Raw genomic sequence first — 20,893 nt, 5'->3', positions numbered from 1 at the left:
CCCGGCTGCCGGACCTGCCTCACGCCGGGCGCATCCGCCTGGTGGTGCGCGCGGCCCGCGAGCATGCCGCCGCCCCCGGGCTGCCGTCCCTGCTGGACGAGCCGGCCGCCCTGTCCGCCCACCACGCCGGCCTCGTCGTCGGGGCCGCCCGGGCCGTCGGCGACCACGGGCGGCTGGCGGCCCTGGCCCGCCAGCCGAGCGCCGGGGTGAGGATCCGGGCCCGGGCCGCCCTGCCTCTTCAGGCGCGGTCGCGCGAGAGGCTGTCTGCCGCCTACCTGGCCATGCCGTTGGACGAGCGCCGCCTCTTTGAGGCCAGGCTCCACCGGGAGCGGCGCACCGACGTCGTCGGCGTCCTGCTCGGCCTGCCCCTGGCCGACCGGGACCGGGCCCGCTTGCTGAAGAGCGCCGACGAGGCGAGGGCCGCCGAGCTCCTCGACGCCCTGCCCACCGCGCCATCGCCCCCGACTGGGGCCCCACCTGCGCCTGGCGAGCCTGCTGGCGGACGCGGCCGCCTCGCCGGCCGAGCGCGCCCGCATCCTGCCGTCGGGCGGTCCCGGGGCCGGGCCGGTCGCCTCCTTGCTGGAGCGCGGGGACGCCGCCGCCGGGGCCCTGGCACTGGCGATCGTCGGCCACCAGGGCGCCGCCAGCGGATGGACCGAGCCGTGGCGGGATCGGCTGCGCGCCCTGCGCAGGCACCGGGCCGGCCTCCGCCTCGGCGGGCAGCCGTCAGAAGATATTGATCTTGACGGTGGAGCCCGTCTTGACGCTGGTGCCGGCGGCCGGCTCGGTGGAGCGGACGGTGCCGAAGGGGGCGCCCAGGCGCTTGTTGACCTCCACCTTGAGCCCCAGGTCCTCCAGGGCCTTCTTGGCCTCCTCCTCGCTCTTCCCGTTCACGTCGGGGACCGTGACGTTCTCCGGCCCCTTGGAGACCGTCACGGCGACCGTGTCCCCGTTATAGACGCCGCTGGCGCCCGCCGCCGGGCTGGTGGAGATGATCTGGCCGGAGGCCACGGTGTCGGAGAACGCCTGCGTCTGGGTGCCGAGCTTGAGGCCGGCGGCCTCCAGGGTCGTCTTGGCCTGGTCCACGGTCATGCCGGTCACGTCGGGCACGGTCGCGCTCTGACGCCCCCTGGAGACGGCGATCGCCACCGCCGAGGAGTGGTTGATGCTCGTCCCCGCCTTCGGATCGGTGGAGACGACCCTGCCGGACTCCACGGTGCCGGAGTACTCCTGGGTGATCGGGCCCACGGTCAGGCCGGCGTCCGTGATGGCCTTGGTGGCCTCGTCCTGGGTCTTGCCCGCGACGTCGGGGACCTTCTTCTGCTCCACGCCGCGCGAGACGACGGCGGTGACCGCCTGCTTGAGGCGCGCGCCGTCGCCCGGCCCCGGCCTGCAGGAGATGACGGAGCCCTCGGGGATTGTGTCGGAGAAGTCGCGGCTGGGCGTCCCCCAGGTCAGTCCCGCGTCCTCGACCGCCTTCTGGGCATCCTCGGCGCTCTGGCCGATGATCTCGGGGACGGGGACGGAGCGCCCGGGCCCCTTGAGGACGTACCAGGCGTACCAGCCGCCGGCGGCGCCGCCCACCAGGAGCGCGGCCGCGGCCCCGATGACGACGGTGCGGCGCCGGACGGGCCGCAGGCCCTTGCGCGGTACCGCGGTCGTGGCCTGGTCGTCGGCGCGCAGCAGCTCCTCGCGCGCCAGGTGCTGGGTGCGGCCGTCGCCGGCGTCCTGGGCGTCCGGCCCGATCGAGCCGATCGGCAGCGAGACCGTGCGCAGGCCTGCCCCCGGCGCGGACCTGGAGCTCTCCGCGACGGGCTCCTCGGGGGACTGGGCGCCCATGGCCGCCCGGGCGGCCTCGGCGTTGGCGGCGAGGACCTCCTGCGTGCGCACCGAGCCGGTCCCGCCGCCGCGCTTGACCAGCAGATCGGCCTCGGGCAGGGAGGCGGCGGTCCTGCGCAGCAGGGCCAGCGCCTCGTCGGCGTTGCGGGGACGCAGCTCCGGATCGCGCTGCGTCAGGGCGGACACGAGCTCGTCGACCTCGGCGGGCAGGTCCGGGACCAGGGCCGAGGGAGAAGGGATGTCCTCGTGCACGTTGCGGAAGGCGATCTGGATGGGGGCGTCGGCTGCGAAGGGCTGCTCGCCGGTGAGCAGCTCGTAGACGATGATGCCCACGGAGAACAGGTCGGCGCGGGGACTGGACGTGCCCGAGGTGATGAGCTCGGGCGCGAGGTAGGCCACGGTCCCCAGGACGTTGCCGGTCGTGGTCTGCGTCGCCTCGGTGACGGCGCGGGCCAGCCCGAAGTCGGCGACCTTGGCGACCGAGCCGTCCGCGGGCAGCAGGACGTTCTCGGGCTTGATGTCCCGGTGGACCAGGCCCGCGCGGTGCGCAGCGCCCAGCGGACGCAGGATCTGGGCGGTCAGCCCCAGGGCCTCGCGCACCGACAGGGGGCCGGCGGCCATGAGGTCGCGCAGGTTCGGCCCCTCGACGTACTCCATGACCAGGTAGGCGATGCCGTCGAGGCTGCCCTGGTCGTAGACGGCCACCACCCCCGGGTTCGACAGGCGCGCCGCCGCGCGCGCCTCGCGCCGGAAGCGGGCGACGAAGTCGGGGGAGTCGGCCAGGTGGGCGTGCATGAGCTTGAGGCCGACGACGCGGTCGAGCCGGCGATCGAACGCCCGGTAGACGGTTGCCATGCCGCCGCGCGCCACGAGGTCGACGATCTCGTAGCGAGAGTCGACCAGGCGACCGGTGAGGGGATCCTTGACCACGGCCAGATTCTAAGGCGCGGAAGGGGCGCGGGGGACCAGCATCGGCCGGCATTGCGCAGGGCGGTGCGGATCGGCTCCTCCCGCCGGGGGGCGCCTCAGGCGCTGCGCGCCGTCAGCGCCTGGGCCAGGGCCAGAAGGTCGCTGCGGCCGGCCTCGTCGAGCGACCCCGGAGGGGCGCCGCCCAGGGCGCGGATCCCGGCCCGGGCGTGAGCGGCGATCTCCTCCTCGTGCTCGGCCAGGGCGCCGCAGTCGCGGATGAGGGCGGACGCGACGGCGATCAGGCCGGCATCCGCGCCCCGGTTCGCCAGGACCCGGGACAGCAGGGTCCGGCCGGCCCGGTCGGTCCGCCGCCACGCCATGGCCAGCAGGACGGTCCGCTTGCCCTCGCGCAGGTCGTCGCCGGCCGGCTTGCCGGTCAGGTCGGGGTCCCCGTAGACGCCGAGGACGTCGTCGCGCAGCTGGAAGGCGATGCCGACCTGCTCGCCGAAGACCCGCAGCGCCGCGTACAGGGGCGCGTCCATCGCCACACCCCCGAGGAGAGCGCCGATGAGCAGGGGGTGCATGACCGAGTAGCGCGCGGACTTGCACCGCACTACGGCCAGTGCCGAGTCGAGCATCGCCCGGCCCGCGGCGGTGGGATCGGCGTCGGGGGCGGGCAGGGCGGTCACCCCGCCGCGCACGTCGAGGAACTGCCCGACGGCGACCTCCGCGGTCATAGCGTCGAAGGCGGCCCGGGCAGACGCGGCGTGCGCGCCGTCGACGGGCGGGGCGACGGCGGCGCCCATCTCGGCGCCGGCTAGCGACATGAGCAGGTCGCCCAGCAGTATCGCAGCGCTGCTCCCGTAGGTCGCGGCGTCGCCGAGCCAGTGCGAGGCGGCGTGCTGGGCGGCGTACCGGCGGTGGGCCGTGGGACGGCCTCGGCGGGTCAGGGCGGCGTCGATGACGTCGTCGTGGACCAGGGCGCTGGCCTGGTACAGCTCGAGCGCCGTTCCGAGGCGGGCGGCGGTGGCGCCGGTCATGAGCCGGCTGCGCTCCTCGGGCGCCGCGCCCGGTGCGCCCAGCGCGAGCCCGACGGCGCCGAGCACCGCGCGCATCCGCTTTCCCGAGGACGTCAGTGCCTCGGCGGCGTCGAGCAGCTCCCCGCAGGCGGGTGCCGGGCCGGCCCACCGGGTCCGGTGGGCGTCCAGTACCTGAGCGAGTCTGGCGTCGACGGCGGCGCGCACAGCTCGGAGCGCGGGGGGAAGAGCAGTCATGCGAATCAGCGTAATGGGGCGGAACCCGGCCTACCTGCGTGCCGCCCCCGGCCGCCGTGCTGAGGCAGCGGGAATAAACGCTATAGTCGGAGGGTTGTCTGCTGCGTCGGCCGTGAGCATGCCGCCAGCAGGCCCTGCCCCACCCCGATCAGTCCGCCCACGCGAAAGGAACTCCGTGGCTACTTCCACAGCTACGCGGAAGCGCATCCAGCGCGCTGATGACATCGACGAGACCCCTGAGGATAGCGAGGCTCTCGATCTCAACGATCTCGATGATGGCGCAGAGGACGACGACTCAGGCGACTCGGGCGATGCGGAGGAGGACGCCCCCCTCGATGAGGGCTCGGACGACTCCGGGGAGCAGGAGGACGAGCCCGCTCCCGAGCTGCGCGACTACTACCTCGATGTGAGCCTGGAGGAGAACGGCGACGGGACCAAGCGCAAGCCCTTCAACACCACCGCCGCCCTCAAGGGGGTCAGGCTCGCCCCCGGCGCAACCCTGTACGTGCGCAGCCGCACCGTCGTCGAGGGGCTCGAGCTCACGGGCAACGGCACGCTCGAGAACCCGATCACCCTGGCCCCCTACGGCCACGGCCCGGTGCCCCGCTTCGTGATCCCCGAGGAGGAGCGTCCCGTCGTCGCCCGCGAGTTCCTGACGAGCAACGGCTTCATCTTCCGCGGCTGGATCATCAAGGGCATCAAGATGCAGCCCTCCATCGCGGCCCTGACCGGCGAGCTCGACCGCATCCGGCGCGAGCAGGCGGAGAAGGCGGCGGGCAAGCGGTCCGGGCGCAAGTCCCGCTCCGAGAAGGGCAAGGACGGCTCCTTCACGGTCTCCGACTCCGATGAGGCCGATGAGCCGGCCCAGAAGGTCGTCACCGCCGGTGCCACGGCGGACCCGGTCAAGGACTACCTCAAGCAGATCGGCAAGGTGGCGCTGCTCAACGCCGCCCAGGAGGTCGAGCTCGCCAAGCGCATCGAGGCCGGCCTGTACGCCGAGCACCTGCTGGGCACGCGGGGCAACGACCTGGAGGCAAAGTACCGCCGCGAGCTGCACTGGATCGCCCAGGACGGCCAGCGCGCCAAGAACCACCTCCTGGAGGCCAACCTGCGCCTGGTGGTCTCCCTGGCCAAGCGCTACACCGGGCGCGGCATGCTCTTCCTGGACCTCATCCAGGAGGGCAACCTGGGGCTGATCCGCGCGGTGGAGAAGTTCGACTACACCAAGGGGTACAAGTTCTCCACCTACGCGACCTGGTGGATCCGCCAGGCCATCACCCGCGCCATGGCGGACCAGGCCCGCACCATCCGCATCCCCGTCCACATGGTCGAGGTCATCAACAAGCTCGCCCGGGTCCAGCGCCAGATGCTTCAGGACCTGGGCCGCGAGCCCACTCCTGAGGAGCTGGCGGTCGAGCTGGACATGACCCCGGAGAAGGTCGTCGAGGTCCAGAAGTACGGTCGAGAGCCCATCAGCCTGCACACGCCGCTGGGCGAGGACGGGGACAGCGAGTTCGGCGACCTCATTGAGGACTCCGAGGCCGTGGTCCCGGCCGACGCGGTGAGCTTCACCCTCCTGCAGGAGCAGCTCCACGCCGTGCTGGACACGCTCTCCGAGCGCGAGGCCGGCGTGGTCTCCATGCGCTTCGGCCTGACCGACGGCCAGCCCAAGACCCTCGACGAGATCGGGAAGGTCTACGGGGTCACCCGTGAGCGCATACGGCAGATAGAGTCCAAGACCATGTCCAAGCTGCGCCACCCCTCACGCTCCCAGGTGCTGCGCGACTACCTGGACTGACCGGCCTGCGGGGCGCTGTGCGCGCCGACGGCGGCCACGGGATCGCCTGGGCGGCGCGACGACATGGCCCGGGGCTGGCCCGGGGCCGGCTCAGACCGGCTCAGTCGGTGACGACCTCCAGGCCGGTGCCGGCCGCGGCGTCCTCGATTCCCCCCAGGTCGGTGACGTTGGTGAACCCGGCGTCGCGCATGGTGGCGACGGCCCTCGCGGAGCGGTTCCCCGACCTGCAGTACACCCGGTAGGGGGCGTTCGGGTCGAGGCCGCCGATCTGCTCGGCGAAGCTCCCGGAGGAGGCGTCCATGTTGACGGCGCCCCTGAGGTGCCCCTGCTGGTACTCCCGGGGGGTGCGCACGTCAATGGTGACCGGGGCCGCTGCGCTCTCAGTGCTCCCGTCGCCGGCCTGGGAGGCACGCGCCGGGCCGGCCGTGGCGCCGGCCTGCGGCGAGGGGCCCGAGCAGGCGGCCAGCGCCAGGGCGCAGGCCGCGAGGACCGGCAGGGCCCGGATGGGCCTCGGAGGACGGGAGGGGCGGCTCACGACGGCTCCGCCTGTGACATCGCAGCGCCTGCGCGTCAGTCGCCCGCTGTCAGGGTCGCGGTCTCGTCCTGGAAGAGCAGGGCGACCTCCCTGAGCCTGCTGCCGTGCTCGCGCGCGTGGTGGGCGCAGAAGAAGAGCTCTCCGGTCAGCAGCACCACGCGGACGTAGGCCTGCGCCGCGCACACGTCGCAGCGGTCGGCGGCGGTCAGGGGCCGCTCGGTGGAGGCGCCGGCGCCGGGGGCGCGCTGCTCGCCCAGGGATGTCGCCGTCTGGGGGGCGGCGGATGTGCTGATGGTGCTCATGACCCGCATTCCACCACGCCCCGGAGCACCTCATCCTTCTCGGGCGCCCGTTTCCGCCCCAGGCGCACGCGCTTTCGCCCAGGGCGCACCGGGGGCCGTCGTGCACCGGTCGCGGGCCGCCGTCGCCCGACGACGAAGACCACAGGCTCGGCCGCGGCGCGCAGGAACACCTGTTCGATCCCGATCCGGTAAAGTCCGGTCGTGCCCGCTTCTGAGAACAAGACCAGCCGCGGCGACTACTCCGCCCGCCACCTCTCCGTGCTGGAGGGGCTGGAAGCGGTGCGCAAGCGCCCCGGCATGTACATCGGCTCCACCGACCAGCGGGGCCTCATGCACTGCGTGTGGGAGATCGTGGACAACGGCGTGGACGAGGCCCTCGAGGGATACGGGGACCGCATCGACGTCCTCGTCCACGCCGACGGCTCCATCGAGGTGCGCGACACCGGCCGCGGCGTGCCCGTCGACGTCGAGCCGTCCTCCGGGCTGACCGGCGTCGAGCTCGTCTACACCAAGCTCCACGCCGGGGGGAAGTTCGGCGGGGGATCCTATGGCGCGGCCGGCGGCCTGCACGGGGTGGGCGCGAGCGTCGTCAACGCCCTGAGCGCCCGCATGGACGTCGAGGTCGACCGGGCGGGGCGGACCTACGCCATGAGCTTCCGCCGCGGCGTGCCCGGCGTCTTCACCGACCCGCCCGGCGGCCCGGGCCCGGCCTCGCCCTTCGAGGAGTACACCGAGGCCTCCGAGCTGCGGGTGATCGGCAGGGTCGGGCGGGGCGTGACCGGCACGCGCGTGCGCTACTGGGCCGACCCCCAGATCTTCCCCTCCCCGGCCGACTACGACGCCGCGGCCCTGCGCGCCCGCCTGCGGCAGACGAGCTTCCTCGTGCCCGGGCTGGCCCTGTCCCTGACCGACGAGCGCAGCGCCGAGGAGGCCGCGCGATCCGAGCGCGCGGCCTCCTCGGGCTCGAGGACCACCGATGATCTGGCGATGCGGGCGGCGGCCAGGAGCGCCACCGAGACCGCAGGGACCGCGGGGGACCTGCTGGAGGCCGCGGCCCCGGGCGGGGAGACGGCCGGGGGCGCCGAGGTGTTCCGGGCCAGGGGCGGCACCGCGGACTTCGTCGACTTCCTGGCCACCGACGGCTCGGTGACCGACACCTTCCGCCTGACCGGCCAGGGCGCTTACACCGAGACCATCCAGCAGCTCGATCGCGCCAGCGGGCACCTGCGGCCTGTCGAGGTGGAGCGCACCTGCGCCGTCGACGTCGCCCTGCGCTGGGGCATCGGCTACGACACCACCGAGCGCTCCTTCGTCAACATTATCGCCACCCCCATGGGCGGCACCCATCTGGCCGGCTTCGAGCAGGCCGTCACCAGGGTCCTGCGCAGGCAGATCGACTCCAACGCGCGCGCCCTGAAGGTTACCAGCCGCGACGGGCGCATCGAGAAGGACGACATCCTGGCGGGCATGACCGCGGTGGTCAGCGTGCGCGTGCCCGAGCCCCAGTTCGAGGGGCAGACCAAGGAGGTCCTGGGCACCGCCCCCGTGCGCCAGATCGTCGCCAGGGTCGTGGACACCGAGCTCACCGCCCTGCTGACCTCCTCCAAGCGCGACCTCAAGACCCAGTCGCGGGCCCTGCAGGAGAAGATCGTCGGCGAGATGCGCGCCCGCGTCAGCGCGCGCATGCACAAGGAGATCACCCGACGCAAGACCGCCCTGGAGTCCTCGACCCTGCCGGCCAAGCTCGCCGACTGCCGCAGCGACGACGTGCGCGCCTCCGAGCTGTTCATCGTCGAGGGCGACTCGGCCCTGGGCACCGCCAAGAACGCCCGCAACTCCGAGTTCCAGGCGCTGCTGCCCATCCGCGGCAAGATCCTCAACGTCCAGAAGGCCTCCCAGGCCGACATGCTGCGCAACGCCGAGTGCTCCGCCATCATCCAGGTGGTGGGGGCCGGCAGCGGGCGCACCTTCGACCTCCAGGCGGCCCGCTACGGCAAGGTCATCCTCATGACCGATGCCGACGTCGACGGCGCCCACATCCGCACCCTCCTGCTGACCCTCTTCTTCCGCTACATGCGGCCCATGATCGAGGCCGGTCGCGTCTTCGCCGCCGTCCCCCCGCTGCACCGCATCGAGGTCTCCGGCTCTGGGCGGCGCAGGAAGGAGGTCATCTACACCTACTCCGACGACGAGCTGGTGCGCACCCTGCGCAGGCTGGAGAGGGCCGGGCGCGGCTTCAAGGAGCCCCAGCGCTACAAGGGCCTGGGGGAGATGGATGCCCACCAGCTCGCCGAGACCACCATGGAGCCCGAGCACCGCACCCTGCGGCGCATCACCCTGGGCGACGAGGCCGAGCTGCTGGAGGCTGAGAACGTCTTCGAGCTCCTCATGGGCGCGGCCGTCGAGCCGCGCCGCGGCTTCATCATCGAGGGCGCCGCCGACGTCGACCGGGAGCGCATCGACGCCTGATGTCAGACGCATCGGGTATGGTGCCGCATAGTCCGCTCGTCACCGCCGGGGCGCCCTCCCGGTAACCGCGCAAGGAGGCGCCTATGGCCCCCGTCTACGGATCCTCGCGTCGCGCAGGAGTCACCGGCCCCTGGTCCATGCTGCGCCCCGGCCCGCGCTCGGCGCTTCCCCGGGACCTGTTCTGGGCCCCGCTGAGCCCCCTGGACAACGGGGCGCTGGCGGCGCTCATCGCCCGCGCAGAGTCCGTGGACGACCCGCCCTACCGGACCACCGCCGAGGAGACGGCGGAGTACTTCGTCGACCCGACCTACTCCGGCGTGGCCGGGAGGGACGCCCTGGGCGTCATGCGCGCCTTCGCCCTGGTGCGCCTGCGGCCCGCCGGGGAGATCTACGCCTCGCTGATCGGCGTCGTCGACCCCGACTTCCGCAGGCGCGGCATCGGTGGGGCGCTCCTGCACTGGCAGACCGAGCGCGCCCGCCACCTCATCGGCACCGAGCGCGCCGGGGCGGCACCGGGATCGAAGGCCGCCACGACACCGGCCCATGTCGTGACCACCGTCCTGGAGGACGACGAGCGCATGAAGGAGCACCTGGGCGACCTGGGCTTCGAGCCCAGCCGGTGGTTCCGCGAGGTGCGCCGCAGCCTGAGCGACGACATCCCGGATGTGGACACCGACGGCTTCATCGCCATTGAGCCGTGGAGCGAGGAGCTCGACGAGCTCGTCCGCATCGCGCACAACCGGGTCGCCGACGGCGAGTACGAGGCGAGCGAGATGACGCGGGAGGAGTGGAGGGCCGGCCGCGCCTACTTCGCCCCCGGGTGGAGCTTCGTCGCCATGGACCGCTCGGGGGACCGGGCGCGCGTCGCCGGCTTCCTGCGCTCGGGCCGCTACGAGCAGGACTGGGCGGCGCTGGGGTGGCGCGAGGGGTACACGGACATGCTGGGGGTGCTCGCCGAGTACCGGACCCGGCGGGTGGCCCCGGCGCTCCTGACCGCCGCCATGCGAGCCTACCGGCGCGACGGCATGGACTACGCCGCGGCCGGCGTCGACTCCGACAACCCCACCGGCGTCGTCGACCTGTACCGCAACCTGGGGTACACGCCCACCCGGGGCACCATCCTCTACGCCCTGGATGTGTGAGGGCCGCGCCCTCAGCCGGTGTGCGCGACCGCGCCCGCCACGACGGTCGCCACGGGCCGCAGACGCCCCAGCTCCTTAGCGCCCAGCGTCAGCGGGTCGGCCGGCAGCAACGCCAGGTCGGCGCGCGAGCCGACCGCCACCGGCCCGGCGCCGTCGAGGGAGGCCGCCAGGGCCTCCTCGGCGCTCAGCCGCTGGGAGGGCGACCACGCTCCGCCGTCGGGCGTGCGCCTGCCGACCGCCGCCGACATGGCCAGCCACGGGTCCAGCGGCGCGACCGGCGCGTCCGAGCCCAGGTGCAGCAGGGCGCCGGCGGTCACCATGTCCGCGAAGGCGTAGGCGCGCCCCTCCAGGCCCGGCCACACCCTCCCCACAGCCTCCCAGTCGTCCAGGAGATGGGCCGGCTGGACCGACAGCTCCACGCCGCAGGACACCAGGGTCGCCAGCGCGCTGTCGGCCCGGGTCAGCGAGTCGCGGGGGAGCAGCTGGGCGTGCTCGAGGCGCCCGGCGGCCCCGGAGGCGGCGAAGGCCGCCGCGACGTCCTCCACCGCGGCGTCCCCGATGGCGTGGATCGCCGCCTCGTAGCCGGCGCCGCGGGCGCGCACCATGAGGGCGGTGAGCTCCGCCCGCCCGATATTGGCCACGCCGAAAGGGTGCTCCGCGCCGAGCCCGGGAGGGTAGGGCTCGCGCATGTGGGCGCTGGCCGTGCCCATGGAGCCGTCGGCGATCACCTTGAGCGGCCCCTGCGTGAGCACGGCGGCGCCGTCGCCGCCGACCGGCGAGCCCGGCAGCGCCTCCCCGGTGCGCAGGCCCGCGGCGATCCACCGCTCCAGCTTGTCGCGGTAGACGGCCGCCCGGATGCGGGGGAGGACCCCGGGCAGGGCGCCCCGCGCCCCCATGGCCGCCAGGCGCCGGGGCCAGTCCTCGGGATCATCGCCCCAGGCCATGTCCACCACCCCGGTCACGCCGCGGGCGAGCATGTCGGCGAGGACCTCGCCGTAGCCCGCCTCCCGTCGCTCGCGGGTCCCCGGGATCTCGTCGAGCCGGTCCAGGACGGCGAACCAGGGGTCCTCCCGCATGGGCGCGCCCGGTTCGCCCGCGCTCGCGGCGCTCAGCCCCAGGGCGGCCAGCGCCGCCGAGTTGAGCCACCCGGAGTGGACGTCGCCCGAGATCAGGACGGTGGGGACCGCGCCGGTGACGGCGTCGAGCTCGGCCACGGTGGGGACGCGCGGCCAGTTCGACAGCCGGTGCCCGAAGCCCTGCACCGTGGGGGCCGCGGGGCCGGAGCCGCCCGCGGGCAGGGCGGCGACGGCCTCGGCGACCAGGGCCAGGGCGTCCTCGGCGCACCGGGTCCCCGCCGTGTCAATCCGCGAGCGCCGCGCCGCCTCCAGGTCCAGGTGGGCGTGGGCGTCCCACAGGCCGGGGATGACGAAGGCGCCCTTGGCGTCCAGGACGTGCTCGCCCCTCGGCTCCAGGCCGGGGCCGATCTCCGTGACCACGCCGTCGTCCACCCGGATGTCGACGGGCTCGGGCGCAGGCCGCGCCCGGCCGCGCCCGGGCGCGGGCAGTCCCCGCGCGCTCGCGCGCAGGCGGCCGAGCCGGCGGCGGCTGCGGAAGCGGACGGGGCGGACGTGACGCAGGAGGAGCGAGGCCATGGGCGATTATGGGCCTCGACGGATGGACGTGTCCCGCCCGGAGGCGGAAGGAACCGGAGCGCCTACTTATCATATAAGTATGGTTACTTGTATGATATGCTGTGGACTGACTGCCGCGGAACGTCGAAGGAGCCATTCCATGTCAGACCAGAGCCCAGGCCGGAGCTCGGACCGGATCACGAGCATCGCGCTGTCCCACGTCGTGCTCCCGCTCGCGCACGAGATCTCCGACGCCAAGGTCTTCACCGGCCGCCAGAAGCCCATGACCGAGGTCAATTTCCTCTTCTGCGAGCTGGAGACCGCCGACGGCCTCTCCGGCGTCGGCTTCAGCTACTCCAAGCGCGCCGGCGGCCCCGCCCAGTTCGCGCACGCCAGAGAGGTCGCGGACAACCTCCTCGGCGAGGACCCCAGCGACATCGACCGCCTGCGCGTCAAGCTGCTGTGGGCCGGCGCCTCCGTGGGCCGCTCCGGCGTCGCCGTCCAGGCGATCGCCGCCATCGACGTCGCCCTGTGGGACCTGAAGTCCAAGCGCGCCGGGCTGCCGCTGTCCAAGCTGATCGGCGCCCACCGCGACTCCATCCGCTGCTACAACACCTCCGGCGGCTTCCTCAGCTCCCCGCTGCCCGAGGTCCTGGACAACGCCACCAGGTCGGTCGAGGCCGGCATCGGGGGCATCAAGATCAAGGTGGGCCACCCCGACCACAGGGTCGACTTCGAGCGCCTGACCGCCATGCGCGAGCACCTCGGCGAGGACTTCCCGCTCATGGTCGACGCCAACCAGCAGTGGGACCGCCCCACCGCCATGCGCATGTGCAGGGCCATGGAGGAGTTCAACCTCGTGTGGATCGAGGAGCCCCTGGACGCCTACGACAACGCCGGCCACGCCGAGCTCGCGCGCGAGATCGCCACGCCCATCGCCACCGGCGAGATGCTCGCCTCCGTCGCCGAGCACAAGCGGCTCATCGAGTGCCGCTCCTGCGACGTCATCCAGCCCGACGCCCCGCGCATCGGCGGGATCTCGCAGTTCCGCAGGCTCGCCATCCTCGCCGAGGACGCCGGCCTGCAGCTGGCGCCCCACTTCGCCATGGAGATCCACTCGCACCTGGCCGCCACCTACCCCATCGAGCCCTGGGTCGAGCACTTCGACTGGCTCGACCCGCTGTTCAACGAGCACATGGAGATCGCCGACGGCCGCATGCTGGTCTCCGGGCGCCCCGGGCTGGGGGTCACGCCCTCAGACCAGCTGCGCGCCTGGACCGTGGACGCCTGCCGGCTCTCCGGCCGGCCCTGAGCCCCCGCGGCGCGGCCGGACGGGGGCCGGCCGTCCCGATTCGCTACGATGCACCGGTGAGAGCCAGCAGCTCCCGTCCAGGGCCGGGCGACGGACGGGCGGGCGAGAGATGAGCCCGGCGCCGGACGCCTGGGAGCCGGGCGGCCCCCTCCGCCGCGACGACCCGCGCGGACTGGCCCACGCCGTCGCCGCGCGCCTGAGGACCGCCATCGCCGACGGGGCCCTGACCCCGGGGACCAAGGTGCCCTCCGAGGCGCAGCTGTCCCGCGGCTACGAGGTCTCCCGCACCGTCGTGCGCGAGGCCGTCTCCCAGCTGCGCGCCGAGGGCCTGGTGGAGACCTTCCAGGGGCGCGGCTCCTTCATCGCGGCCACGCCCGGGGCGGCGGGCGGGCGGGCCGACGACGGCGGGATCGTCCTGCCGGCCCGCCGCAGCGCTCGCGACGTCATGGAGCTCAGGCTCGCCATCGAGTGCGAGGCGGCGGCGCTCGCCGCCCGGCGGCGCACCCGCGCCCAGATCGAGGTCCTCGACCGGGCGCTGGCCGACCTGCGGCGGGCCGTTCGCACCGGGGGCAGCGTCGTCGGCCCCGACTGGGCGATCCACATGGCGGTCACGGTCGCCAGCGGCAACCCGCTGCTGATCGGGGTCATGGAGGGCCTGGGCGCGCAGTCGGTGCTGCGCCACCGGGCCAGCCTCGACGACGTCGACCTGGTCGACCCCGAGCACGGGGCGCTGCTGGTCCACGAGCACGCGGCGATCCGCGACGCCGTCGTGCGCGGCGACGCCGACGCGGCCCGCTCCGCCGTGAGGGTCCACCTGGGGCGCTCCCTCGCCTCGCTGCCACGCCCCTGAGCGGCGCCTCCGACCCCGCGGGTCCGGCGACGGCGCCGGGCCGCGGGCCCTAGCGGACGGCGTCCACGGGCGCCGACCACTCAATGCGCTCGCGGACGGCGAGGAGCGTGTCGATGATGGTCTTCTCCCGGGCGGGCGCCAGGCGCTCGATCGGGATCGAGCAGCTGATGGAGTCCCGCACCGGGGTCGAGTAGCGCAGGGCGACGCCGAAGCACCGCAGGCCGGGGGTGTTCTCCTCATTGTCGACGGCGTAGCCGCGCGTGCGCGTCAGATCCAGGTCGGCCCGGGCCGCCTTGAGGGAGGTCAGCGAGCCGGGGGTCAGCGGGTCGGGAAGCGAGTCGAGGACGGTGCCCGGCCGGGCGGCGAGCACCGCCTTGCCCAGCGCGGTGTGGATGGCCTCCAGGCGCCGGCCCACCCGGTGGTTGGAGCGGCGGTACTCGTGGGACTCGACGGTGAGCAGGTAGACGATCTGGGTGCCGTCCAGGCGTCCCATGTGCATGGTCTCGCGCAGCTCGTGGGCGGCGTCCGCGAGGACGGGCTGGACCAGGCGGACGCAGGGGTCCCGGTCGATGTAGCTGGTTCCGGCCAGCAGGGCGCGAATGCCGATCGAGTAGTCGGCGCCGGTGGGATCGGTCTCCACCCAGCCGCGCGCGACGAGGGTCTGCAGCAGGGCGTAGGCCGACGAGCGCGGAGTCCCCAGCCCCTCGGCGACGTCGCGGAGCCTCGTCGCGGTGCCGTACCGCGCGGCGAGGAACTCCAGCAGCTCGATCGTGCGGGCCGCGGACTTGACCTCGCGCACTCCGGCGCCCAACGCGCCCATGACCACTCCTGACCACTCCCTCGCCGCTCGCCGTCAAGGGTCCGAGCATACCCGGACGCGCCGTCACGAAGCCGGGCGACGACAATGCTGTCTTCTATAGCGTACAGCCGTCTAAGTATGTAGACTTCATGACAGTGGTGGAGACGAGGCTGTCTTCGCCCGGACCGATGGAGGTACCCGATGCTCACTCCCCGCGGCGTCATCCCGGCGCTCGTCACCCCCTTGTCCCGTGAAGGCGACCTGCTGGAGCAGGGACTGCGCGACGTCATCGACTACACGATCGCCGCAGGCGTGCACGGCGTGTTCGTGCTCGGCAGCGCCGGCGAGTTCTACGGCCTGTCGAAGGAGACCAAGCGCCGCGTCATCGAGATCGCGGTCGAGCACGCCGCGGGCCGGGTGCCCGTCTACGCGGGTGCCTCGGAGATCACCACCCGCAGCGCGGTCGAGGTCGCGCGCACGGCCCAGGAGATCGGCGGGGTGAGCGCGCTGTCCGTGCTCACCCCCTACTTCATGTCGCCCACCCAGAGCGAGCTGGTGCGCCACTTCACCGCCGTCGCCGCCGGCACCGAGCTGCCGATCATCCTCTACACCAACCCCGCGCGCGCCCATGTCGAGCTCACCCTGGAGACCATCGTGGCGCTGTCCAAGGTCGACAACATCATCGGCCTGAAGGACTCCGCCGGCGACCTGGCGTTCACCCGCAGGGTCATCCAGGAGACGCCGGAGGACTTCAGCGTCCTCATCGGCCGGGACAACCTCATCCTCGACGCGCTCCGGGCGGGCGCCGCGGGGGCCATCGCCTCGACCGCGAACATCGCGCCGGCGATCTCGGTGGGGATCTACAGCGCCTTCGCCGCCGGCGACCTGGATGAGGCCCGGCGCCGTCAGGAGGAGCTGGTGCCGCTGCGCGCCCTGCTGGACAAGGCGACCTTCCCGGTGGTCCTCAAGGAGGGGCTGCGCATGGCCGGCGTGGAGGCCGGCTACTGCCTCCAGCCCGCCAGCGAGCTCACCGAGCCGTACCGCACCCGGCTCGCCGAGTACGTGGCCGAGCACGTTGCGGGCGCTGCGGGCGCCTGACCGGGGCATCACGCGGAAAGGAACGGAACAATGCCTCTCGTCGTCGTCGCGCTCGCTGTCGCGCTGCTGATCCTCCTCATGACCAAGACGAAGCTCAACGGCTTCCTCGCGCTGCTCACCGTCGCCGCGCTCGTCGGCGTGTGGGCCGCCGCCGCCGGCGTCCTGACCTACAAGGACGAGCCGGCGGGGCTGCCGGCCGTCCCCGAGCTCATGGAGAAGGGGATCGGCGGGCAGATGTCGTCCACGCTCGTCGTGATCGGCCTGGGCGCCATGATCGGCCGCGTCATGGGCGACGCCGGCGCCGCCCAGCGCATCGCCCTCAAGATCGTCGAGAAGTTCGGCGAGAGGGGCGTCCAGTGGGCCATGGTCATCACCTCGGTGGTCATCGGCATCACCATGTTCTACGAGGTCGCCTTCGTCATTATCGTCCCGGTCGCCTTCACCCTTGTGCGGGCCACGAGGAACTCGCTGCTGTGGATCGGCCTGCCCATGTCCATCACGCTGTCGACGATGCACTCCTTCCTGCCGCCGCACCCGGGACCCACCGCCGTCGCCGGCCTCTACGACGCCTCCATCGGTCACACACTGGCCCTCGGCCTCATTATCGCCGTCCCCGTCGGCATCCTCGTGTCCATGACCTGGCCGTGGCTCCGCTTCGTCAGGACCGTGACCCCCGAGATCCCCGCGGGCCTCGTCTCCGAGCGGGAGTTCAGCGACGACGAGCTCCCGGGCATGGGCATCTCGCTGACGGTCGCGCTCCTGCCCGTCGTCCTGATCGCCGGGGCCGCCGTCTACGACATGACCGAGCCGGCCGACAACGCCCTGACCGGCGTGATCGGCTTCGTCGGGTCCCCCGCCATCGCCCTGCTCATCGCCCTGCTCGTATCCGTGTGCGTCTTCGGACCCTTCAACGGGCGGCCGATGCGCGAGGTGGCCGACTCCATGGCCGGCGGTGCGAGGTCCATGGCCATGATCCTGCTCGTCATCGCCGCCGGCGGAGCCTTCAAGGAGGTCCTCACCGCCGCGGGCATCGCCGACTACATCAAGGCGATGACCTCCGGCTGGGACGTCAGCCCGATCATCCTCGCCTGGCTCATCGCGGTCATCCTGCGCATCGCCCTGGGCTCGGCGTCCGTCGCCGTCGCCACCGCCGCGGGCATCGCCGCACCGCTCGTCGCCGACAGCGGCGTCTCGCCCGAGGTCATGGTGCTGGCGACCGCATGCGGCTCGGTCGCCTTCAGCCACGTCAACGACCCGGGCTTCTGGATGTTCAAGGAGTACTTCAACCTCACCGTCACCGAGGCGATCAAGGTCCGCACCACCTACACCACGGTGCTCTCCGTCCTCGGCCTCGGCGGCTGCCTCATCCTGGGCGCCTTCGTCTGAGCGGCACCCCACCGTCCACCACGCACCCGCAACGACCACCGCACACCACACGCAACAGAAGGAAATATCATGAGGATCGGATTCATCGGCCTTGGGATCATGGGCAGGCCCATGGCCATCAACCTGCTCAAGGCGGGACACGAGCTCGTCGTGAGCAACCGCTCGCCCGAGCCCGTCGCCGAGCTCGTCTCCCACGGCGCCCGGGGGGCCGGCACCGCCCGCGAGGTCGCCGAGCAGGTCGAGCTCGTCCTGACCATGGTCCCCAACGGCCCGCAGGTCCTCGAGGTCGTCGAGGGCGACAACGGCGAGGACGGCGTGCTCGCGGGCGCCCACGAGGGCATGGCCTTCATCGACATGAGCTCCATCGCCCCGGGCGTGTCCCAGCACGTCGGCGAGCTCCTCGCCGCCAAGGGCGTGCCCATGCTCGACGCCCCCGTCTCCGGCGGGGAGCCCGGCGCCATCGAGGGCTCTCTCGCCTTCATGGTCGGCGGCCCCGAGGACGTCTTCAACACCTACAGGCCCGTGCTCGAGGTCATGGGCGGCTCGGTCACCCGCGTCGGCGACCTCGGCGCCGGCAACACCGCCAAGCTCGCGAACCAGGCCATTGTCGCCGTCAACATCGCCGTCCTGGGCGAGGCCCTCGTCCTGGCCAAGCGGGCCGGCGTCGACCCGCGCGGCGTCGTCGACGCCATCCGAGGCGGCCTGGCCGGATCCAAGGTCCTGGAGCAGAAGGCCGAGAAGATGCTCGCCGACGAGTTTGCCCCCGGCTTCCGCATCAACCTGCACATCAAGGACCTCAACAACGCCCTCGAGACCGGCCATGCGGTCGGGGCGAGCCTGCCCCTGACCGCCGCCGTGCGTGAGATGATGACCGCGATCGCCAACGACGGCCACCTCCTCCACGACCACTCGAGCCTGCTCGCCTTCTACGAGGGGCTCGCCGGCACCGCGCTGGCGGACTGAGGCGGACCGGGGCCGAGCTAAGGAGAGTCGCCGATGACTGCACCGAGGATCGAGAAGATCGAGGTCTACCCAGTCGCCGGGCGCGACTGCATGGAGCTCAACCTGTCCGGGGCCCACGGCCCCTACTTCACCCGCAACGTCGTGGTGCTCACCGACTCCACCGGGGCGACCGGCGTCGGCGAGGTCCCCGGAGGGGACAAGATCACCCGGACCCTCCGGGACGCCGGGCCCCTCGTGGTCGGCAGGTCGATCGCCGACCGCAAGAACGTGCTGCGCCGGGTGCGCACGGCCTTCGCCGACCGGGACGCGGGCGGGCGCGGGCTGCAGACCTTCGACCTGCGCACGACCGTCCACGCGGTGACCGCCATCGAGGCGGCCATGCTGGACCTGCTGGGCAAGTACGAGGACCTGCCGGTGTCGGCCCTGCTGGGCGACGGCCAGCAGCGGTCGCGGGTCAGGACCCTGGGCTACCTCTTCTTCGTGGGGGACCCGGGCAGGACCGACCTGGAGTACGTGCGTGAGCCCGGCTCCGACGTCGAGTGGTACCGCCTGCGCCACGAGGAGGCGCTGACCCCGGACGCCGTCGTGCGCCTGGCCGAGGCCGCCTACGAGCGCTACGGCTTCCAGGACTTCAAGCTCAAGGGCGGGGTCCTGCCCGGCGCCGAGGAGATGAGGTCGGTCCTCGCGCTCAAGCGGCGCTTCCCCGACGCCCGCATCACGCTCGACCCCAACGGCGCCTGGTCACTGGCCGAGGCCGTCGAGCTGTGCAGGGACAAGGTGGGCGTCCTGGCCTACGCCGAGGACCCCTGCGGCGCGGAGCAGGGCTACTCCGGCCGGGAGATCCTCGCGGAGTTCCGCCGCGCCACGGGGCTGCCGACGGCCACCAACATGGTCGCCACGGACTGGCGGCAGATGACCCACTCCCTGGCCCTGGGCTCGGTCAGCATCCCCCTGGCAGACCCGCACTTCTGGACGATGGAGGGCTCGGTGCGCGTGGCCCAGCTCTGCCACGACATGGGCCTGACCTGGGGCTGCCACTCCAACAACCACTTCGACATCAGCCTGGCGATGATCGCCCACTGCGGCGCCTCGGCGCCGGGGGAGTACAACGCCCTGGACACCCACTGGATCTGGCAGGAGGGCCTCGAGCGCCTGACCACCAGGAGCCCGCAGATCATCGACGGCGAGGTCGCCGTGGACCCGGACGTCCCGGGCCTGGGCGTCGAGGTCGACCGCGACCGGCTGGAGGCGGCCCACGCGCTGTTCCTGGAGAAGATCGGTGGAGGCGGCGCCCGGGACGACTCGATCGGCATGCAGTACCTCATCCCCGGGTGGGCCTTCGACCCCAAGCGGCCCGCGCTCGTGCGCGAGCCCGCCGCCGGGGGGCGGCCGTGAAGGTCGTCCTCGCCCCCGACTCCTTCAAGGAGGCCATGACGGCCGCTGAGGCGGCAGCCGCCATGGCCCGCGGCGTGCTCGCCGTCGTCCCGGACGCCGAGGTCGTCCAGGTGCCCATGTCCGACGGCGGCGAGGGATTCACCGACGCCGTGGCGGCGGCGCTGGGCGCCCGGGTCCGCACGGTCGAGACCGTCGACGCCCTGGGCCGCCCGGTCGAGGGCCGCCTGGCGGTCGGCGGCGGCACCGCCGTGCTCGAGATGGCCACGGCCGCAGGACTCGAGCTGGTCCCCGAGGAGGAGCGCGACGTGCTCGGCTCGGACACCCGGGGCGTGGGCCGGATGATCCGCGCGGCCCTGGACGCCGGCGCCGACCGCCTGCTCCTGGGCATCGGCGGCTCGGCCACCAACGACGGGGGCGCCGGCATGCTGGCCGAGCTCGGCGTCCGCTTCCTCGACGGCGAGGGGCAGGCCGTCGGGACGACGCCCAGGGAGGTGGAGGGGCTCGCGTCCGTCGACGCCTCCGGCCTCGATGCGAGGCTGGCCGGCCTGAGGATCGAGGCCGCCTGCGACGTCGACAACCCCCTGCTGGGGGAGCGCGGCGCCAGCGCCGTCTTCGGCCCGCAGAAGGGTGCGAGCCCGGAGGACGTCGACTACCTCGACTCGGTGCTGGCCCGCTGGGCCCGCCTGAGCGGGCGCGCCGAGCTCGCGGACCTGCCGGGGGCCGGGGCGGCCGGGGGTCTGGGCTTCGCCCTCATGGCCTTCCTGGGGGCCAGGCTCGAGCCCGGGGTCGAGCTGGTCGCCCGCGCGGTCGGCCTGGCCGAGGCGGTCAGCGGGGCGGACCTCGTCCTGACCGGCGAGGGCTCGGTCGACGCCCAGACCCTGGCCGGCAAGACCCCCGCCGGCGTCGCCCGGGTCGCCGCCGCCCAGGGAGTGCCCACCGTCATCGTGGCGGGGCGGGTGCGCCCCGGCGCGGAGGTGCTGCTGACCACCGGCTGCGTGGCCCTCATGTCGAGCTCGCAGGGGGATGTCGTCCCGCTCGCCGAGGTGCTCCGCGCCGCGCCGCAGAGCACCGAGCGGGCGACCGCCACGGTCATGCGGCTGTGGACCCACCGGAGCGGGCCGGCGGGCTCAGTGGTGGACCCAGCGGATCCAGCGGCGTAGCGCGCGGTCCGCCCACCGTTCGGGCCGGGAG

At 73.3% G+C, this 20,893-nt stretch carries 17 protein-coding genes; 11 read left to right on the top strand and 6 right to left on the bottom strand.

Features of this window, described 5'->3' with window-relative positions; all coding sequences use genetic code 11:
• Positions 1–41: 41 nt before the first annotated feature.
• The gene (locus O145_RS17865) at positions 42–740 is read left to right on the top strand and encodes a hypothetical protein (protein WP_156966555.1); all 699 of its coding nucleotides are present in this window, start codon (positions 42–44) and stop codon (positions 738–740) included.
• Here the strand turns inward: O145_RS17865 and pknB are convergent.
• A complete protein-coding gene (gene pknB, locus O145_RS00440; protein WP_043558148.1) occupies positions 727–2,769 on the bottom strand; it encodes a Stk1 family PASTA domain-containing Ser/Thr kinase in 2,043 nt (680 codons plus the stop codon). The genes O145_RS17865 and pknB overlap by 14 nt on opposite strands.
• A gap of 95 nt (positions 2,770–2,864) precedes the next feature.
• The gene (locus tag O145_RS00435; RefSeq protein ID WP_043558145.1) at positions 2,865–4,022 is read right to left on the bottom strand and encodes a polyprenyl synthetase family protein; all 1,158 of its coding nucleotides are present in this window, start codon (positions 4,020–4,022) and stop codon (positions 2,865–2,867) included.
• A gap of 175 nt (positions 4,023–4,197) precedes the next feature.
• On the opposite strand from O145_RS00435, the gene O145_RS00430 reads away from it, so the two are divergent.
• Positions 4,198–5,820: an RNA polymerase sigma factor gene (locus tag O145_RS00430; protein WP_043558143.1), complete on the top strand. Its 1,623-nt coding sequence runs from the start codon at positions 4,198–4,200 to the stop codon at positions 5,818–5,820.
• Between the two features lie 100 nt (positions 5,821–5,920).
• Here the strand turns inward: O145_RS00430 and O145_RS00425 are convergent, their stop codons facing one another.
• Both O145_RS00425 and O145_RS00420 read right to left on the bottom strand, forming a co-directional pair.
• Complete coding sequence (locus O145_RS00425) at positions 5,921–6,355, bottom strand: rhodanese-like domain-containing protein (protein ID WP_052374435.1); 435 nt, start codon at positions 6,353–6,355, stop codon at positions 5,921–5,923.
• A 35-nt stretch (positions 6,356–6,390) separates the two neighbouring features.
• Positions 6,391–6,666 carry a DUF7455 domain-containing protein gene (locus tag O145_RS00420; RefSeq protein ID WP_229118259.1) on the bottom strand — a complete coding sequence of 92 codons (276 nt, stop codon included), beginning with the start codon at positions 6,664–6,666 and terminating at the stop codon, positions 6,391–6,393.
• A gap of 192 nt (positions 6,667–6,858) precedes the next feature.
• On the opposite strand from O145_RS00420, the gene O145_RS00415 reads away from it, so the two are divergent.
• Together O145_RS00415 and O145_RS00410 are read left to right on the top strand one after the other, a co-directional pair.
• Complete coding sequence (locus tag O145_RS00415) at positions 6,859–9,126, top strand: DNA gyrase/topoisomerase IV subunit B (RefSeq protein ID WP_043558140.1); 2,268 nt, start codon at positions 6,859–6,861, stop codon at positions 9,124–9,126.
• Positions 9,127–9,209: 83 nt separating this feature from the next.
• Positions 9,210–10,268: a GNAT family N-acetyltransferase gene (locus O145_RS00410; RefSeq protein ID WP_043558136.1), complete on the top strand. Its 1,059-nt coding sequence runs from the start codon at positions 9,210–9,212 to the stop codon at positions 10,266–10,268.
• Positions 10,269–10,279: 11 nt separating this feature from the next.
• Here O145_RS00410 and O145_RS00405 read toward each other — a convergent pair whose 3' ends face one another.
• Positions 10,280–11,920, bottom strand: coding sequence for an amidohydrolase (locus O145_RS00405; protein WP_084682264.1), 1,641 nt, complete (start codon positions 11,918–11,920; stop codon positions 10,280–10,282).
• Positions 11,921–12,059: 139 nt separating this feature from the next.
• Here O145_RS00405 and O145_RS00400 point away from each other — a divergent pair, with 139 nt between their 5' ends.
• Both O145_RS00400 and O145_RS00395 read left to right on the top strand, forming a co-directional pair.
• Entirely contained in the window at positions 12,060–13,211 is a 1,152-nt protein-coding gene (locus O145_RS00400; protein ID WP_043558133.1) for an L-talarate/galactarate dehydratase, read from the top strand.
• Between the two features lie 109 nt (positions 13,212–13,320).
• Positions 13,321–14,061, top strand: a complete 741-nt coding sequence (locus tag O145_RS00395) for a FadR/GntR family transcriptional regulator (protein ID WP_043558130.1) — start codon at positions 13,321–13,323, stop codon at positions 14,059–14,061.
• 49 nt (positions 14,062–14,110) lie between these two features.
• Here O145_RS00395 and O145_RS00390 read toward each other — a convergent pair whose 3' ends face one another.
• Positions 14,111–14,881, bottom strand: coding sequence for an IclR family transcriptional regulator (locus O145_RS00390; RefSeq protein WP_043558126.1), 771 nt, complete (start codon positions 14,879–14,881; stop codon positions 14,111–14,113).
• Positions 14,882–15,061: 180 nt separating this feature from the next.
• On the opposite strand from O145_RS00390, the gene dapA reads away from it, so the two are divergent.
• From dapA to O145_RS00365, 5 genes are all read left to right on the top strand, one after another.
• Positions 15,062–15,958, top strand: coding sequence for a 4-hydroxy-tetrahydrodipicolinate synthase (gene dapA, locus O145_RS00385; RefSeq protein WP_043558123.1), 897 nt, complete (start codon positions 15,062–15,064; stop codon positions 15,956–15,958).
• 30 nt (positions 15,959–15,988) lie between these two features.
• Complete coding sequence (locus tag O145_RS00380; protein WP_043558121.1) at positions 15,989–17,344, top strand: gluconate:H+ symporter; 1,356 nt, start codon at positions 15,989–15,991, stop codon at positions 17,342–17,344.
• A gap of 69 nt (positions 17,345–17,413) precedes the next feature.
• Entirely contained in the window at positions 17,414–18,307 is an 894-nt protein-coding gene (garR, locus tag O145_RS00375) for a 2-hydroxy-3-oxopropionate reductase (protein WP_043558119.1), read from the top strand.
• A 33-nt stretch (positions 18,308–18,340) separates the two neighbouring features.
• Complete coding sequence (locus tag O145_RS00370) at positions 18,341–19,702, top strand: enolase C-terminal domain-like protein (protein ID WP_043558116.1); 1,362 nt, start codon at positions 18,341–18,343, stop codon at positions 19,700–19,702.
• On the top strand, positions 19,699–20,862 hold the full coding sequence (locus tag O145_RS00365) for a glycerate kinase (RefSeq protein ID WP_043558114.1): 1,164 nt from the start codon (positions 19,699–19,701) through the stop codon (positions 20,860–20,862). Before O145_RS00370 ends, O145_RS00365 begins: the two co-directional genes overlap by 4 nt.
• The last annotated feature ends 31 nt before the right edge of the window (positions 20,863–20,893 follow it).

Origin of the sequence: Actinomyces israelii DSM 43320, from assembly GCF_000711965.1 — a bacterium.
GTDB classification, from domain to species: domain Bacteria; phylum Actinomycetota; class Actinomycetes; order Actinomycetales; family Actinomycetaceae; genus Actinomyces; species Actinomyces israelii.
Note: the sequence above shows the minus strand (reverse complement) of the source record. Positions and strands in the feature narration are given on the sequence as shown.

Coding starts and splice junctions, on each gene's coding strand:
- O145_RS00435 (WP_043558145.1), bottom strand. CDS start 4,022: ATGACTGCTCTTCCCCCCGCGCTCCGAGCTGTGCGCGCCGCCGTCGAC.
- O145_RS00420 (WP_229118259.1), bottom strand. CDS start 6,666: ATGCGGGTCATGAGCACCATCAGCACATCCGCCGCCCCCCAGACGGCG.
- O145_RS00410 (WP_043558136.1), top strand. CDS start 9,210: ATGGCCCCCGTCTACGGATCCTCGCGTCGCGCAGGAGTCACCGGCCCC.
- O145_RS00405 (WP_084682264.1), bottom strand. CDS start 11,920: ATGGCCTCGCTCCTCCTGCGTCACGTCCGCCCCGTCCGCTTCCGCAGC.
- O145_RS00400 (WP_043558133.1), top strand. CDS start 12,060: ATGTCAGACCAGAGCCCAGGCCGGAGCTCGGACCGGATCACGAGCATC.
- O145_RS00395 (WP_043558130.1), top strand. CDS start 13,321: ATGAGCCCGGCGCCGGACGCCTGGGAGCCGGGCGGCCCCCTCCGCCGC.
- O145_RS00390 (WP_043558126.1), bottom strand. CDS start 14,881: ATGGGCGCGTTGGGCGCCGGAGTGCGCGAGGTCAAGTCCGCGGCCCGC.
- dapA (WP_043558123.1), top strand. CDS start 15,062: ATGCTCACTCCCCGCGGCGTCATCCCGGCGCTCGTCACCCCCTTGTCC.
- O145_RS00380 (WP_043558121.1), top strand. CDS start 15,989: ATGCCTCTCGTCGTCGTCGCGCTCGCTGTCGCGCTGCTGATCCTCCTC.
- garR (WP_043558119.1), top strand. CDS start 17,414: ATGAGGATCGGATTCATCGGCCTTGGGATCATGGGCAGGCCCATGGCC.
- O145_RS00370 (WP_043558116.1), top strand. CDS start 18,341: ATGACTGCACCGAGGATCGAGAAGATCGAGGTCTACCCAGTCGCCGGG.